Source organism: Archangium violaceum (assembly GCF_016859125.1).
In the GTDB taxonomy this organism is placed as follows: Bacteria; Myxococcota; Myxococcia; order Myxococcales; family Myxococcaceae; genus Archangium; species Archangium violaceum_A.
The window spans coordinates 5,264,979-5,279,340 of the sequence record NZ_CP069338.1 but is presented as its reverse complement, the minus strand read 5'-3'; the positions used below and the strand labels follow the sequence as shown (position 1 = coordinate 5,279,340).

General features: G+C 70.2%; 9 protein-coding genes and 2 pseudogenes. 8 read left to right on the top strand and 3 right to left on the bottom strand.

Going from position 1 to position 14,362, the window contains the following annotated elements:
- Positions 1-314 precede the first annotated feature (314 nt).
- From JQX13_RS22650 to JQX13_RS22640, 3 genes are all read left to right on the top strand, one after another.
- A complete protein-coding gene (locus tag JQX13_RS22650) occupies positions 315-1,010 on the top strand; it encodes a YqiA/YcfP family alpha/beta fold hydrolase (RefSeq protein ID WP_203411002.1) in 696 nt (231 codons plus the stop codon).
- Positions 1,011-1,119: 109 nt separating this feature from the next.
- The gene (locus JQX13_RS22645) at positions 1,120-3,063 is read left to right on the top strand and encodes a discoidin domain-containing protein (protein WP_203411001.1); all 1,944 of its coding nucleotides are present in this window, start codon (positions 1,120-1,122) and stop codon (positions 3,061-3,063) included.
- A gap of 81 nt (positions 3,064-3,144) precedes the next feature.
- The gene (locus JQX13_RS22640; protein WP_203411000.1) at positions 3,145-4,173 is read left to right on the top strand and encodes an alpha/beta hydrolase family protein; all 1,029 of its coding nucleotides are present in this window, start codon (positions 3,145-3,147) and stop codon (positions 4,171-4,173) included.
- Positions 4,174-4,180: 7 nt separating this feature from the next.
- On the opposite strand, the gene JQX13_RS22635 is transcribed toward JQX13_RS22640, so the two are convergent.
- Positions 4,181-4,942: a hypothetical protein gene (locus JQX13_RS22635; RefSeq protein WP_203410999.1), complete on the bottom strand. Its 762-nt coding sequence runs from the start codon at positions 4,940-4,942 to the stop codon at positions 4,181-4,183.
- 349 nt (positions 4,943-5,291) lie between these two features.
- On the opposite strand from JQX13_RS22635, the gene JQX13_RS22630 reads away from it, so the two are divergent.
- Entirely contained in the window at positions 5,292-7,373 is a 2,082-nt protein-coding gene (locus tag JQX13_RS22630) for a neutral/alkaline ceramidase (RefSeq protein ID WP_203410998.1), read from the top strand.
- A gap of 13 nt (positions 7,374-7,386) precedes the next feature.
- On the opposite strand, the pseudogene sitI6 reads toward JQX13_RS22630, so the two are convergent.
- Together sitI6 and JQX13_RS56425 are read right to left on the bottom strand one after the other, a co-directional pair.
- Positions 7,387-8,011: pseudogene (sitI6, locus tag JQX13_RS22625) on the bottom strand (SitI6 family double-CXXCG motif immunity protein).
- Between the two features lie 100 nt (positions 8,012-8,111).
- Positions 8,112-8,429, bottom strand: a pseudogene (locus JQX13_RS56425) (DUF2380 domain-containing protein); the annotation flags it as partial.
- A gap of 183 nt (positions 8,430-8,612) precedes the next feature.
- Here JQX13_RS56425 and JQX13_RS22615 point away from each other — a divergent pair.
- From JQX13_RS22615 to JQX13_RS22600, 4 genes are all read left to right on the top strand, one after another.
- Complete coding sequence (locus tag JQX13_RS22615; protein ID WP_203410996.1) at positions 8,613-10,148, top strand: FAD-binding oxidoreductase; 1,536 nt, start codon at positions 8,613-8,615, stop codon at positions 10,146-10,148.
- Between the two features lie 106 nt (positions 10,149-10,254).
- A complete protein-coding gene (locus tag JQX13_RS22610) occupies positions 10,255-11,205 on the top strand; it encodes a hypothetical protein (RefSeq protein ID WP_203410995.1) in 951 nt (316 codons plus the stop codon).
- Positions 11,206-11,259: 54 nt separating this feature from the next.
- Entirely contained in the window at positions 11,260-12,447 is a 1,188-nt protein-coding gene (locus JQX13_RS22605) for a tetratricopeptide repeat protein (RefSeq protein ID WP_203410994.1), read from the top strand.
- A 132-nt stretch (positions 12,448-12,579) separates the two neighbouring features.
- Complete coding sequence (locus tag JQX13_RS22600) at positions 12,580-14,295, top strand: GNAT family N-acetyltransferase (protein WP_203410993.1); 1,716 nt, start codon at positions 12,580-12,582, stop codon at positions 14,293-14,295.
- Positions 14,296-14,362: the final 67 nt, after the last annotated feature.

The following is a 14,362-nucleotide window of genomic DNA, read 5'->3' as shown; positions in this document are numbered from 1 at the left end:
CCTTCACACGGTCGATTCCCCCAGGAAATCCAGGGAATTGGAACTCGCGGTGTATATTCATTTTACAAACGCACCGCGCCAGCATGTTCCACCCGTCCGCGAATCGGGCGGGGCTGTGCCAGGAAGTCCGGCCACTTGGCCCATTGGCACGGATGGTGCTGTAGCCCCGCACCGAGAGTCGAGTCTCCGTCGGAATCGACGCGAGCTGGAGGGCCCCGGGTTCCCCACCAACCCGGGGCCCTCATCCTCTTTCTGGAGCCCGGTCTCCATCGCCCGACGGGTCTCCTGAAATCCCGAGGGTAGAGTGCGCCGCCATGAACGTCGCGCCCGGTATCTCTCCGGCCCTCGCGGGTCCTCGCTGGCTCTACCTCCATGGCTTCGCCTCGGGGCCCCAGTCCGCCAAGGGCGTGGCGCTCGCCGAGCACTACGCGCGCCAGGGCATCCACCTGGAGCGGCTGAACCTGCGGCGGCCCTCGCTCGAGTACCTGAGCCTGGGCGCGATGATGCGCACGGTGCGCGACGCCATTGGAGGCGAGCGGGACAGGGCCATCGTCTTCGGCTCCAGCCTGGGAGGGCTGACGGCCTGTCGCGTGGCGGAGGAGGACGCGCGGGTGTGCGCGCTGGTGCTGCTGGCGCCGGCCCTGCGTGCCTCGGAGCAGATGCGGCGCACCGTGGGCGAGGAGGGCCTGCGCCGCTGGCGGGAGACGGGCTGGTTGGAGACGCAGGACTACGCGGAGAAGCGCGAGGCACGCGTGCACTTCGGCCTCATCCAGGACCTCGACACCATCGAGGCGCGCTCGGGCGGCTGGCCGGACGTGCGCGTGCCCACGCTCCTCATCCACGGGCGGCGGGATACGACGACGGACATCCGCTATTCGCGCGAGTGGGCACGCGACAAGCGCCACGTGCGCCTCGTCGAGGTGGATGACGGGCACGAGCTGGTGGACTCGCTCGGACGCATCGCCGCCGAGGCGGATGACTTCCTGCGCCCGTTCCTCCAGGCGCTCTAGAGCCCGGCTGTCCAGGAGGCGCGGAGCCTGACAGGCCAGCGTCCGGGCAAGGGCAAGGCCAGGGTGCATCGAGGAATGGCTCCCGGGCTCTCCCGTTGGTGCCCCCACGATGCGTAATCGAAACAGACTGCTCTCATCCTCGTGTCTGCTGGGCGTCCTGCTCACCACGGCTTGTGACGCACCCTCCCCCCCCACTCCCGCGTCGCCTCCCGCGCAGCCTCCCGTGGCCGAGGCCCCTCGGACCGACACACCCGCCACGGACGTCCCCGCCACCGATACCCCCACGCCCCCCGCGGGGGATGTGGGCAGCACCGACGCTCCGCTCACCGTGAGCAACTGCCGCGTGCTCGCCACCGCCACCGCGAGCGCCAGCGGCGACGACGGCGCGGGCAGCGTGGCCGCCAACGCCCTGGACGACAACCTGAGCACGCGTTGGAGCGGCCCCGGCAAGGGCGCGTGGCTCACGCTCGACCTGGGCTCCTCGCAGACGCTCGCTGGCGCGGCCATCGCCTGGCACCAGGGCAACCAGCGTCAGAACCACTTCACGCTCTCCACCTCCGAGGACGGCACCACCTACAGCCAGGCCTACGCGGCCGACAGCGCGCTGACGACCGCGGCCCAGACGTACCGCTTCACCGGCACGCGCAAGGCTCGCTACCTGCGCGTCACCGTCAACGGCAACACCGTGAATGACTGGGCCTCCATCACCGAGGCGCGCGTCTGTGGCGAGGACACCACGGTGCCCACGCCGCCCACCACGGACTCGGGTCCGGCGCTGCCGCGCCAGCCGTACCTCCAGAGCGTGGGCACCACCAGCGCGTTGGTGGCCTTCCGCACCGGCGTGTCCTGTACGCCCTTCGTCCGCTATGGCGAGGGCTCGGACATCTCCCGCACGGCCACGGCCACCGCGGCCGGCTGGCAGCACGCGGTGAAGCTGAGCGGCCTGCTCCCGGGCAGGACGTACAGCTACGTGGTCGAGGCGTGCGGCTCCGTCACCGGCGTGCGGCGCTTCCAGACCGCCACGGGCCCGGAGACGACGCGCGTGCACTTCACCGCCATGGGTGACTTCGGCACCGGCGGCTCGCTGCAGGCCCAGGTGCTCAAGCTGCTCGGCCAGCCGTCGCGCGCGGGCGAGTTCCTCCTCACGCTCGGCGACAACGCGTACTCCTCCGGCACCGACGCCGAGTTCCAGAGCAACATGTTCAAGCCCATGGCGGCCCTGCTGCGCCAGGTGCCCCTCTTCCCCTCGCCGGGCAACCACGAGTACGTCACCAACAAGGGCCAGCCGTACCTGGACAACTTCTACCTGCCGGCCAACAACCCGTCGAAGAGCGAGCGCTACTACTCGTTCGATTGGGGTCCGGTGCACTTCGTCTCGCTCGACTCCAACTGCCCCTTCGGCTACACGCTCCCGGACTGCTCGCTGTCCCTCGAGAAGACGTGGCTCGCCCAGGACCTGGCCGCCACGACCCGGCCCTGGAAGATCGTCTTCTTCCACCACCCCCTCTGGTCGAGCGGTGAGCACGGCTCCAGCACCGCCATGCGCCGCGAGTTCGCGCCCATCCTCGAGCAGTACGGGGTGGACGTGGTCCTCACCGGACATGATCACAACTACGAGCGCTCCAAGCCCATGAAGGGTAACGCGGTGGCGGCCTCGGGCACGCGCGGCATTCCGTACCTGGTGGTGGGCAGCGGTGGCGCGACCCTGCGCACCTTCCCCGGCTCCCAGCCGAGCTGGACGGCCTACCGCAACAACACCCACGTGGGCTACCTGGACGTGGTGGTGGACGGCGGCACGCTGACCACGAAGTTCATCGACTCGGGCGGCACCGTGCGCGACACCCTCACGCTGAAGAAGACGCTGCCCGCCGCGGCGCCCCAGACGTCCAACGTCTCGGCGCTCTCCAAGGACACGGCGCCCCAGGGTCCCACGTATGACCCCAACGAGCAGCCCGCGTTCCTGGGCCAGAAGCCGGTTCCCCCCGCGGACACCCCGGAGTCGGTGGCGGATGCCCCCGAGCCGGCGCACGGTTTCGTTCGCGAGCAGCAGTAGTGCGGTAGCTCCATCACTTCCGGTTGGAATGCCGCCCGGACGCGGCGAGGATGCCGGGCGGCCTTCCCCGGGAGTCAGAGGATGAATCGCATGCATTGGTTGGACGCGCTCGCCGCGAGGTTCATGGTGGCGCGCCAGCCCCGCTTCTTCGAGGACGGGTGGGGCTCCCAGGTGCTCCTGGAGAAGCTCACCCGAGGCCCCCAGGGCTTCGCCTTCCCCGAGCTCTCCGAGGTGACGATGAGCCAGCCCCGGCGCGAGGGGCACCTGCTCGTCCAGGAGGGACGCTTCCCCAGCCCCGCCGCGGTGGGGTCATTGCCCGAAACCTGCAGGGAGGCGCGCTTCCAGTTGCTGCTGCCGCACGACGCGGGCCCGCGCCCTCCGGTGTGCGTCTTCCTGGCCGCCTCCGGTGACGAGGGCTTCGGCCTGCGCCGCCTCATCGCGGGGGAGCTGGCCCGGTACGGGGTGGGCGCGCTGCTGCTGGAGAATCCCTACTACGGCTCGCGCCGCCCGCCCGGCCAGAAGGGAGCGGCGGTGCGCACCGTGGTGGATCTGCTGCTCATGTTCCGCGCCACGGCGGTGGAGGCGACGGCGCTGCTCGGGTGGCTGCTCGCGCGCGGCCACCCCAAGGTGGGCATCTCTGGCTACAGCATGGGGGGCAGCATCGCCGCCTATGCCGCCGCGATGTTCCCACTGCCCGCGGCCGTCATCCCCCTGGCCGCCGCCGCCTCGTCGGCGCCCGTCTTCACCGAGGGCGTGCTGTCCGCCGTCCCCGACTGGGAGGCACTGGGCCGCACCACCGGAGGCCCCGAGGCGGCGCGCCAGCGGTTGGGCGAGCTCCTCTCCGCGGCCTCCACCACCGCGCTGCCACCGCTGTCCAACCCGCGCCGCGCCATCCTCATGGCCGCGCGCCGGGATGGCTTCGTCCCCTCCTCCGCGACCCTGCGCCTGCTGCAGCACTGGCGGGGAGCGGAGCTGCGCTACCTGTCGGGAGGACACGTGAGCGCCTTCCTCACCGGGAGGACGGCCATCATCCGTGCCATCCTCGATGCGTTCTCCCGCGTCGAGGCGATCCAGCTTCCCTCCGAGGAGCAGCCTTCGGGCCACACCTGACCAGCCCTCAGGGCTGGCCGCCGCCCCGCCCCCGTCCCCATCCCCCGCGCGCGCCCTGCCGCTCCTCGCGACGCATCTCGTCGTACTTCGCCTGCTGCGACTCATCGAGGACGGCCTTCACCTCCTTGTCCGTCTGGTCACGCAACTGGCGGAGCTCCTGCCGGATGTCCCGCGGCGACTGGTTGCCGGTCCGCATCCCCTCGAAGAGCGCCTGACGCTGGGCGTCCTCGTTCTGCAGGCGGCGCGAGAGCTCCTGCTCCTGGCTGTAGCTCAACCGCGCGTCCGAGACGAACTGGCGCAGGCGCTCGGCGCGCTCCGTCTGAGCCCGCGCCTGGGCCTGCTGGAACTGCTGCTGCCGGAGCTCCCGCTGCTCGGTCCGCATGTCGTCCTGCACCGAGCGCACCATCTCCTTGAGGTACTGGCGCCCCCCCTCGGAGCTCAGCGCCTCGCCGGCCACCAGGCCGCGCACCTCCGACCGGAGCTGCTCCACCTCCGCGGCCAGGGACGGGGCCACGGCCACCACGCCGCCATCCGAGGACACCACCGGCCGCTGCTCGAGCAGCATCAGCCGCTTGGAGAGGCTCAGCGAGGCGTCCTCGAGGATCTTCACCCTCAATTCGAGATCCTTCATCTCCCGTGAAGAGGGGGCGGAAGGCCGTTCGGCGGGCGAGGGAGGGGGGACCACCGTCTCACCGCGCGAGCCCCAGAGGGCGACCACGAGTGCCAGGACGGACAAGCCAAAGGAGGCGGGGCCGAGGAAACGGTTCATGATGGGCTCCCAGACGGACGGATTGGCACCTTATTCGATTTGCCGCGTCCACCGCCGGACCCTCGCTCAATAGAAGAACCGGGTGGAGAAGATGAGCCGCACCGCGTTGTCCCCGACGCTCCTGGGTGTCCGGGTTCGAGAGCGTGAGCTCGGGCAGCGGCCGCTCCAGCGACAGCTGCACCAGCAGCGGGCCGAAGGTGTTCCCGTAGCGAAGCACCTCGCGCCGGGAGGCCAACATGGAGCCCGGTCCCTGGAAATCGAGGGTGTCCGGCACCGCTTCGAGGTCCATGGAAGTGCACCCGCGGCGTCATCGGGTGGACAATTCCGGCATCCCGACACAGGAGCCCCCATGCAACGACATCTCTTCCCCTCGCCGCGATGGATGACGGCCGTGGTGCTCGCGCTCACCCTGGGCGCGTGCACCTCGGAGACCCCGGACCCCCAGAAGGAGGACCCGCTCTCGACCCGGAGCGCCGCGCTCGCCGATCCGTGCTCGACCAACCAGAGCTTCCAGCTGGGCGCGGGCCTGTATGACATCACCGGCCCGGCGGCCGAGCTGGGAATGATGGGCTACGCCATGGTGGAGCAGAAGACGGCGGGCATCCACCAGCGCCTGCGCTCGCGCGCGTTCGTCATCTCCTCGCCCTGCAACGGAAAGCGCGCGGTGTTCGTGAGCGCGGACCTCGGCCAGGTGTTCCAGGGCGTGAAGCAGCAGGTGGTGGAGCGGCTGCGCGCGAAGTACAGCACCCTCTACACGGACGAGAACGTGTTGCTGAGCGCCACGCATACCCACTCGGGCCCGGGGGGCTTCTCGCATTACGCGCTCTACAACCTCACCACCCTCGGCTACGACCGGCAGAACTTCGACGCCATCGTGGATGGCATCTACCAGTCCATCGTCCGAGCCCATGACAACCTCGCGCCCGGCAGCATCCGCATCGCCTCGGGCGACCTGCTCGACGCGAGCATCAACCGCTCCCCCGAGGCCTACCTGCGCAACCCCTCCACCGAGCGGACGCAGTTCGACCACGACACCGACAAGCACATGACGCTGCTGCGGTTGCAAGGAGATGACGGGCGCGAGGTGGGCCTCATCAACTGGTTCGCCGTGCATGGCACGTCCATGGGCAACGACAACCTGCTCATCAGCGGCGACAACAAGGGCTATGCGTCCTACCTCTTCGAGAAGCTGAAGGGGACGAGCTACACCGAGCAGCGCACCTTCGTGGCGGCCTTCGCGCAGAGCAACGAGGGCGACGTGACGCCCAACATCCACGGCGGAACCAACGGCGGCGGCGCCGACGACTTCGAGAGCACGGAGCTCTCCGGCGGCAAGCAGTTCGACCTGGCCAGGGCGCTCTACGACACCGCCTCGACGACGGTGACGGGAGGGGTGGACTACCGGCACGCCTACGTGGAGATGGACGAGGTGCAGGTGGCGCCCCAGTACGCGGACGGCCTCTCGCACACCACCTGCGAGGCGGCCATCGGTGACTCCATGCTGGCGGGCGCCGAGGACGGCCCGGGCTTCGGCTCCGAGGGTGCCACCTGCGAGAGCATCGACGACGTCTGGAAGGTCTTCAACTGCACCCTCTTCACCACCCCGTGTCAGGGAGAGAAGCCCATCGTCCTCGAGATGGGCACGATGCAACCCTACCCGTGGACGCCCGAGGTATTGCCGCTCCAGGTGGTGAGGCTGGGCAACGTGGCGCTGGTGGCGGTGCCCTTCGAGCCCACCACCATGTCCGGCCGAAGGCTACGCAAGCAGGTGCTCGCGCAACTCTCTCCGCTGGGCGTGGACCAGGTGATCATCGCCGGCCTGTCCAACGCCTACGCCGGCTACCTGACCACGCGCGAGGAGTACGCGAAGCAGGACTACGAGGGCGCCTCCACCCACTTCGGCCCATGGCAGCTCGCGGCGGTGCATCAAGAGGTGGACAAGCTGGCCATCGCGATGCGCACGGGCGCCAGCGTGGCGCCGGGCTCCACTCCGCGAGACCTGCGCAACAACCAGACGACGGTGCAGACGGGCGTGGTGTACGACGACAAACCGCTGATGACGAGCTTCGGTGGCGTCGTCACGGACGCACGCGCCGCCTACCTCCGGGGCGAGACGGTGAGCGTGAAGTTCTGGGGCGGCCACCCGAAGAACAACCTCCGCCGTCAGGGCAGCTACCTGCAGGTGCAGCGCAAGTCGGGCACCTCGTGGGTGACGGTGGCCAACGACTGGGATTGGGAGACGAAGTACCGCTGGGAGCGCAACAACTGCGCGCCCACCTTCGGGTGCTCGCATGTCACCATCGAGTGGAAGATTCCGGCGGACACCCCGCCGGGCACCTACCGCATCCGCCATGACGGTGACTGGAAGTCCGGTTGGGACGGACTCATCCGCGCCTACAGCGGCACGTCACGCGAGTTCACGGTGAACTGAGCAGAGGCACGGCTCAGCGGACCTCCAGCTCCTGGAAGAGCACTCCATCCAGTTCCAGGCGTTGGACCGCTTCCACGAAACGCTCACTGGCGACGATGAGCATCCACGCCTGCCTCAGGCGAAAGAGGTCGAGTTCCGTGGGGAGTGGGACAGGGGGTCTGCGGTCCGGCGGCAGGCCGTCGGGATGATACTGGCCCTGCATCTCCAACTGCATCTCGAGCAACCCGGGTGCGTGTTTGGTGCGGAAACGTATCTGGGTAGGGCATCCCTGAAGGCCTCGAATCCCTGCCTCCCGCAGCCGCTCGAACGCCTCGCGGCGCACAGAAGCCCAACCCCGTTCCCACCAGCGGCCCGAACCTTGTTCCTGGCTCCAGCAAGGTTCCAGGGGGAACCAACGGTCGTACCAGCTCGCACAGTCGCTCGATCTCCTCGCGAGGTACGGGCCATGGGTCGGACAGCTTCTTCAACTCGTGCGGAGACAAGCTCGACAGATCCACGCAGGGGTATTCAACTCCTCCCCCTCCCCCACACTTACAGGACGGGCAGGGCTCCACACCGGGTAGCCCCCATTTATGCGCGGCGTTCAGATAACCCGTGTAGCGCGGTGATGGGTCTTGCTCAAGTTGATAGAACTTCATGCGCTCGTGACTCCAGGGCCCAGTTGCATCAAGGAGACAACAGCTGGGGCCCAGAAGGGGGAATGGGAGAGGGGTACGGAATGATGGGGCCAACGATGTGGAGCCCCGCGCGCCTCCAGTTGCGCTGGGTGCCGGGGCTGCGGAAGGGAGGGCGATAACCTCGCGTCAGTTCCGCACCGTGGTTCAGCGGCGCATGCGCACCAGCCTCTGGTTCCACGTCCTCACAACCGAAGATGCCGCACTCGCCCTCGTCACAGGCCAGCACGACGCACCGGTCGGCGTCCGCATCTTCACAAGCGATGACGTCCTCACGCTCCGAGGCCTCCCACGTACGCGGTGTGGGTGAAGAGGTGGCGCATGCGGCCAGCAGCGCGGCGAGGGACAACGGCAGCAAGGCACGATGCGGGAGCAGTCTGATCGTCTGGCCCCAGGAAATAAGACCACTCGAGTACTCATGGTGCCCTCCGAGCCGGATTTCCCCCCCTGCCTCCATACCGGACCCCCTCGCCGCGTCTGGCATACTGGGCCACGTGACAGTCCATCGTCGGAAGCCGTGCTCCCCTCCTCTGTTCCCCTCCCAGCCCCCGTGGGGAGGTCGGCGATGAGCGCGCTGGAAACCGCCCTGGCCGCGTGGCGCTCCGCGCTGGGCGAGGCCCACGTGATCACCGAGCCGGAGGCACTCGCGGCCGCGGAGACGGCGACCTTCGCCACCACCCAGCGCATTCCGGCCATCCTCCGTCCGGCGAGCACCGCCGAGGTCCAGGCCTGTCTGCGCATCGCGCAGGAACACCGCGTCCCCATCTACCCGGTGAGCGCCGGACGCAACTGGGGCTATGGCTCGCGCGTGCCGCCTCGGGATGGCTGCGTGTTGATGGAGCTGGGCCGGATGAATCGCATCCTCGGCCACGACGAGAAGCTGGCGTACCTCACCGTCGAGCCCGGCGTCACCTTCCGTCAGGCCCATGCCTGGTTGAGGGCCCAGGGCTCCCGGCTCTTCATCACCACCATCGGAGGCTCGGCGGACGCCAGCATGGTGGGCAACGCGCTCGAGCGGGGGGATGGGCGCGGGCCTCACGCGGACATCTTCCAGCACGTGTGCGGCCTGGAGGTGGTGCTTCCCACGGGCGAACGGCTGGAGACGGGGCACGCGCGCTTTCCCAACGCGCGCGCGGCTCCCGTCTTCCGTTGGGGCGTGGGCCCTTCCCTCGATGGACTCTTCAGCCAGTCCTCGCTGGGCGTGGTGACGCGCATGACGTTCTGGCTGGCGCGAAAGCAGCCCTACCTCCGCGAGTTCTTCTGCTCGGTGGACGAGGACGCCCAGCTCTGGGAGCGGGTGGACCGGCTCCAGGCGCTCGCGCTCGATGGCACGCTGCGCGGCAGCTTCTTCTTCTGGAACGACATCAAGGCGCTCAGCGTGTCGCGGCAGTACCCGTATGCCGCGGTGGGTGGGCGCACTCCGCTGCCCACGTGGGCCCTGGAGCAGTTCCGCGAGGGCTTCGGCCGCTGGGCCATCAGCGGCGCCCTCCACGCGCCGGACGAGGACATGGGCGCGGTGCTGGAACGGCGGCTGGCCGCCGCGCTGGAGGGACTGCCGCGCCCGCTGCGCCTCTCGCCCCCGCCACCGGACGGCGAGAGCGCCTTCCAGGGAGTCCCCACGGACGCCAACCTGACCATGGCGTACTGGCGCAAGCGCACCCCGCGCCCGGAGGAGCCGCACCCGGATCGGGACCGCTGTGGCTTCATCTGGTGCTCGGTGGCCCTCCCCTTCACGGGCGAGGAGGCCCAACGCGCCGTGAGCATGGCGGATCGCGTGCCCCGCCTGTTCGGCTTCGAGCCCAACCTGGCGCTGCTGGCCCACTCCCCTCGCTGTCTCTACCTGGTCATCGCCATCGCCTTCGACCGGGACGGACGCGGAGAGGATGATCGCGCCCTGGCCTGCTACCGGGCGCTGGCTCGCGAGCTGTCCACCGCCGGGTACTACCCCACCCGGCTCGGCCTCCAGGCGGAGGGAGATACCCTGCCCACGGTGGATGATTCTCCCGCGATCCTCCGGCGGCTGAAGCGGGCCCTGGATCCGGCCGGCATCCTGGCCCCGGGGCGCTACGCGCCCAGCGCTCTGGAGAAGGACTCGAAGTGAAGTCCGGGAAGAAAATGCACGCGAAAATCGGTGGGAAGCAACTTCCCCGGGGCCCCGCCGATAACCTCTTCACGTCTCGCCCTTCGAATCCCTTCTGGAGCCCCCCATGACCTCGATCTCGCGTTCCGCTGAGTTCAACCGCCACCGTCCTGTGTCCACTCGCCATGCCGAGCAGGGTGCGGAGCGGAACCAGGCGTACCGCGAGGTCCAGCGCGACTTCCGCCGTGACACGGACCCGAAGCGCCAGGCGGAGATCGACGCCGCCAAGGCCAAGAAGGAGAAGGGCGAGAAGCTCACGCCGCACGAGCAGGCGCTGCTCGACGGCACGCGGACCTCCCGCAGCAACACGGCCACCAACAGCGCCGAGCAGACGTCCATCCAGAAGACCCTGGAGACGAGCGGCTTCGAGCAGGAGCTCGCCTCCGGTGGGGTCAGCAAGGACTGGACGGCCTTCTCGGGCCAGCACGAGGCGGGCAGCAAGGACGGCTCCTTCTACAACAAGGTGGAGGGCCAGGCCCTCACCGCTGGCGTGGGCGCCAACGGCTCCGTGAGTGTCGACCCGGCCAACGGCAAGCTCATCGCGCAGGGCTCCGCCGAGGCGAAGGCGGACCTGGTGCGTGGCTCCGTGGAGGGCCACGTCGACAGCCCCGTGGGCCGGACCTCGTGGCAGGCCGAGGGCAACGTGGGCGCCGAGGCCAGCGTGCAGGGCCAGGTGGTGGTGGATCCGCTCCACGGCGACGTGGCGGCCCAGGTGGGCGGCGATGCCTTCGCCGGTGCCCGCGCCAGCGCCGAGGTGAAGCAGGAGGTGGGTCCCGCTGCCGCCACGGTGGGCGCGGAGGCCTTCGCCGGCATCGGCGCCGAGTTCGAGGCGAACGTGGGCCTGAAGGACGGCAAGCTGGCCGCCAACTTCGACGTGGGCGCCGCGCTGGGCATCGGCGCCAGCGTGGAGTTCGGCGTCGAGCTGGACGTGAGCAAGGTCGGCGACGCCGTGAAGAGCGTGGGCGAGGGCATCAAGAACGTCGGCGAGGGCATCAAGGATCTCGTAGGCGGCTGGTAGTCGTCCCCGGGACAGCGCTCGACAGCCCCCGGTCCCTGGGGGACACTCGCTGGCATGAATCCTCTCGAGAAGCTCCTCGCGGCGGGTCAGACGGCCCAGGCCCAGGCGGAAGCGAAGAAGGTGCTCGCCCGCCAGCCGACGAACCGGGACGCCCTGGTCGTCCTGGCCAAACTGGCCCTGCTGGAGGGGAAACTGCCCCAGGCCGAGGAGCTGGTCGCCAAGGCCGAGGCCCAGGGCGCCACGGCGGACACCCTGCTGGTGCGCGCGAACGTGGCCGCCCAGAAGGGTCAGCTCGACGCGGCCCTCAAGGCCTATCAGCAGGTGATCGCCCAGGACTCCCGCCGCGCCGAGGCCCACTTCGGCCGCGGGATGATGCTCATCAAGCAGGACAAGGCGGCGCAGGCGCTGGAGGCCCTCACCAAGGCCGCGCAGCTCGACCCGACCAACGCCGTCTTCCGCTACCGGCTGGGGCAGGTGCAGCTGGAGGCGGGCAAGGACGAAGAGGGCCTCGCCACCCTGCGAGAGGTCGTCGCCCAGCAGCCCCGCTTCGTCCCCGCGTACCTCAGCCTGTCCCACGCGCTCGCGTCGAGGGATGAGCTGACGGAGGCGCGGCGCGTTCTCGAGCAGGGGCTCAAGGCGCTCCCCCGCCACCCTCGCCTGCTCGCGGCGCTCACCGTGCTGGCCATGGCGCTGAGGGACCTGAACACCTCCTACAAGTCCGCCTCGGCGCTCGCGGCCCAGCGGCCCAGGGATCCGGACGCCCAGGCGAACCTGGCGCAGCTCATGCTGGCGCGCGGACAGTTCCAGCAGGTCCTCCACCTGTGCCGCACCATGGACTCGCTGGGACTGGCCAACGAGTCCCTCAAGATGGCGGAGGCCACCTGCTACGAGGCGGAGGAGCCCCCCGCGTATGACAAGGCGGTGGCGGCCTACGAGGCGGCCATGGGTCTGGCACCCGACGGCTGGCGCGCCGCCAACAACCTGGGCCAACTCCTGCTGCGCATGCCCTCCGAGCAGGAGGACCAACACCTTCCCCGTGCCGTGACGGTGCTCGAGGAGGCCATCCGGCGCGATCCGAAGCAGCCCGAGCCCCACCTCAACCTCGCCCTGGCCCTCGCCCGGTCGGGACAGCAGGCCAGGGCTCTTGAGCAGGTGAAGAAGGTCCTGGCCCTGCCGCTGTCCGAGGAGAACCCCGTGCGGCAGGAGGCCGTCCGCCTGGAGCAGGCACTGGGCAAGGCCTGACCCACGGCGCGGCCCTGGATACGCTCCCGTGACATGCTCGGTCTCCCGCCAGACATGCGGCGGGGAGGCCGCGCCAGGGGTCACCGGCTGGAGCCTTCCATGGGTGTAGAGTCGCCCTCATGGGAGGCGTGCATGAGGAGCGCCCTGTACGAACGGTTCCGCGCCCTGGGTGATCGCTACCGCGCCGAGTGCGCGAAGGGGGGCCGCAAGCGCCGGAGGGCAGACCCCCACCCCAGCACGGGGCTGGATCGCACGGCGTTCAAGAGGCTCGGCGAGGCGGGGATGTTCCGCGCGGCCCTGGAGCCAGCAATGGGGGGCGAGGGGCTCACTGGCGCGGTGCATGCGCTCGCGGGCTTCGCCGCGGGTTCGGGGGACCTCGGACTGGCCACCTCGCTGCTCACGCACCTCGTCTGCGTGCGACTCCTGGCCCATGCCGGCTCCCAGGCGCAGCGGGAGCGGCACCTGCCCCGCCTCCTCTCCGGTGAGTGGGTGGGCGCCGTGGCCAACAGTGAGCCGAGGGCGGGGACGGACATCCTCGCCCTCCGTGCGCGCGTGGTGCCCACCCGGGACGGACCGAGACTCGACGCGCGCAAGTGCAGCATCACCAACGTGGGGTCCGCGGACCTGGCCATCGTCTCCGCGCGGCTGGCCGGCGTGCCTCCCTCCCACGCGGTGAACCTCTTCCTCCTGGAGACGGCCCTCCCGGGCGTGTACATGCGCCCGGTGACGGACCTCACGGGCCTGTCCACCTCCGCCACCGGCAACCTCGTCGCCCGCCGGGTGATGCTGCCCCCGGACGCGCGGCTCGGCGAGCCCGGCGACGGCGTGCGGCTGTTCCGCACCACCTTCACCGAGGAGCGGCTGCTCACCGGCGTGTTGTACCTCGCGGCGGTGCGCCGCTGCCTGGAGCGGGGGATGGCGCACGCGCAGGCGCGCCGCACCTTCGGCGAGCCCCTGGGGCGCCACCAGTACATCCAGGAGCGGCTGGTGCGCATGCGCGTGGCCGAGGAGACGCTGGAGGCGCTGCTCGACTCGGCGCTCGGCGCGCTGTCGCGAGGCGAGGACGTGTTCGGCATCCTGTCCATCATCAAGCTGCACGGCGTGGAAGCGGCGGTGGACGCGGCCCAGGGCCTCATGCGCGTGCTCGGTGGCAAGGGCCTGCGCCGGGGCGAGGGCGCCGAGGGGATGCTGAGGGATCTGCTGTGCCTCTCCGTCTTCGGCGGCACGGTGGAGCTGCACAAGGTGGTGCTCTACAACGAGACGGTGAAGGCGCGCGGGCGGGCCCGGCCTCCGCCAGGAGCGGACGAGACGCTCGAGGTGCACGACACCGGCGCGCTCCCACCCGGGCTGGAGGCGGAGCTGTGCGCGCTCGTGGCCCGCACCTTCCCGGGCGAGACCGCGCTGCACGGCCGCTACTACTACGACACGCGGCCGGACCTGGTGGTGACGGTGCGGCGCAACGGCGCCCTCGCGGGCTTCCGCGCCGTCACCTTCCGCGAGGTGATGCTGGGAGGCCGCATGGTGAAGGTGGCGGGCCTGGGCATCGCGGTGGCACCCGAGCACCAACGCCAGGGACTCGGGACCCGCCTCACCCACCGGGTGCTGGCGCTGCTGGCCGAGCACGGAGTGGAGCTCGCCCTCGCCTTCCTCCTCACCCGCGCCGCGGAGAAGCTGCTGCGCACCACCGGCTTCTCCCGCCTCTCCGTGCCGGTGACGTACCTCGCCCGAGAGGACGGCCGGCTCGTCACCGAGTCCATGCCCGCCTACGGCCTCGCGCTCGGCGGCTCCGCGCTCCTGGAGGAGATAGAGGCGCGCGGAGGGCTGCACCTCGGCGTGGGCACGTGGTGAAGCGAAAGCGGTCTGCACCGCAAACCGGTTGTTGACACCGAGCAGCCGGGCGGGCTACTTCTGGGTT

Coding starts and splice junctions, on each gene's coding strand:
- JQX13_RS22615 (WP_203410996.1), top strand. CDS start 8,613: ATGAGCGCGCTGGAAACCGCCCTGGCCGCGTGGCGCTCCGCGCTGGGC.
- JQX13_RS22650 (WP_203411002.1), top strand. CDS start 315: ATGAACGTCGCGCCCGGTATCTCTCCGGCCCTCGCGGGTCCTCGCTGG.
- JQX13_RS22640 (WP_203411000.1), top strand. CDS start 3,145: ATGAATCGCATGCATTGGTTGGACGCGCTCGCCGCGAGGTTCATGGTG.
- JQX13_RS22605 (WP_203410994.1), top strand. CDS start 11,260: ATGAATCCTCTCGAGAAGCTCCTCGCGGCGGGTCAGACGGCCCAGGCC.
- JQX13_RS22645 (WP_203411001.1), top strand. CDS start 1,120: ATGCGTAATCGAAACAGACTGCTCTCATCCTCGTGTCTGCTGGGCGTC.
- JQX13_RS22610 (WP_203410995.1), top strand. CDS start 10,255: ATGACCTCGATCTCGCGTTCCGCTGAGTTCAACCGCCACCGTCCTGTG.
- JQX13_RS22600 (WP_203410993.1), top strand. CDS start 12,580: ATGAGGAGCGCCCTGTACGAACGGTTCCGCGCCCTGGGTGATCGCTAC.
- JQX13_RS22630 (WP_203410998.1), top strand. CDS start 5,292: ATGCAACGACATCTCTTCCCCTCGCCGCGATGGATGACGGCCGTGGTG.
- JQX13_RS22635 (WP_203410999.1), bottom strand. CDS start 4,942: ATGAACCGTTTCCTCGGCCCCGCCTCCTTTGGCTTGTCCGTCCTGGCA.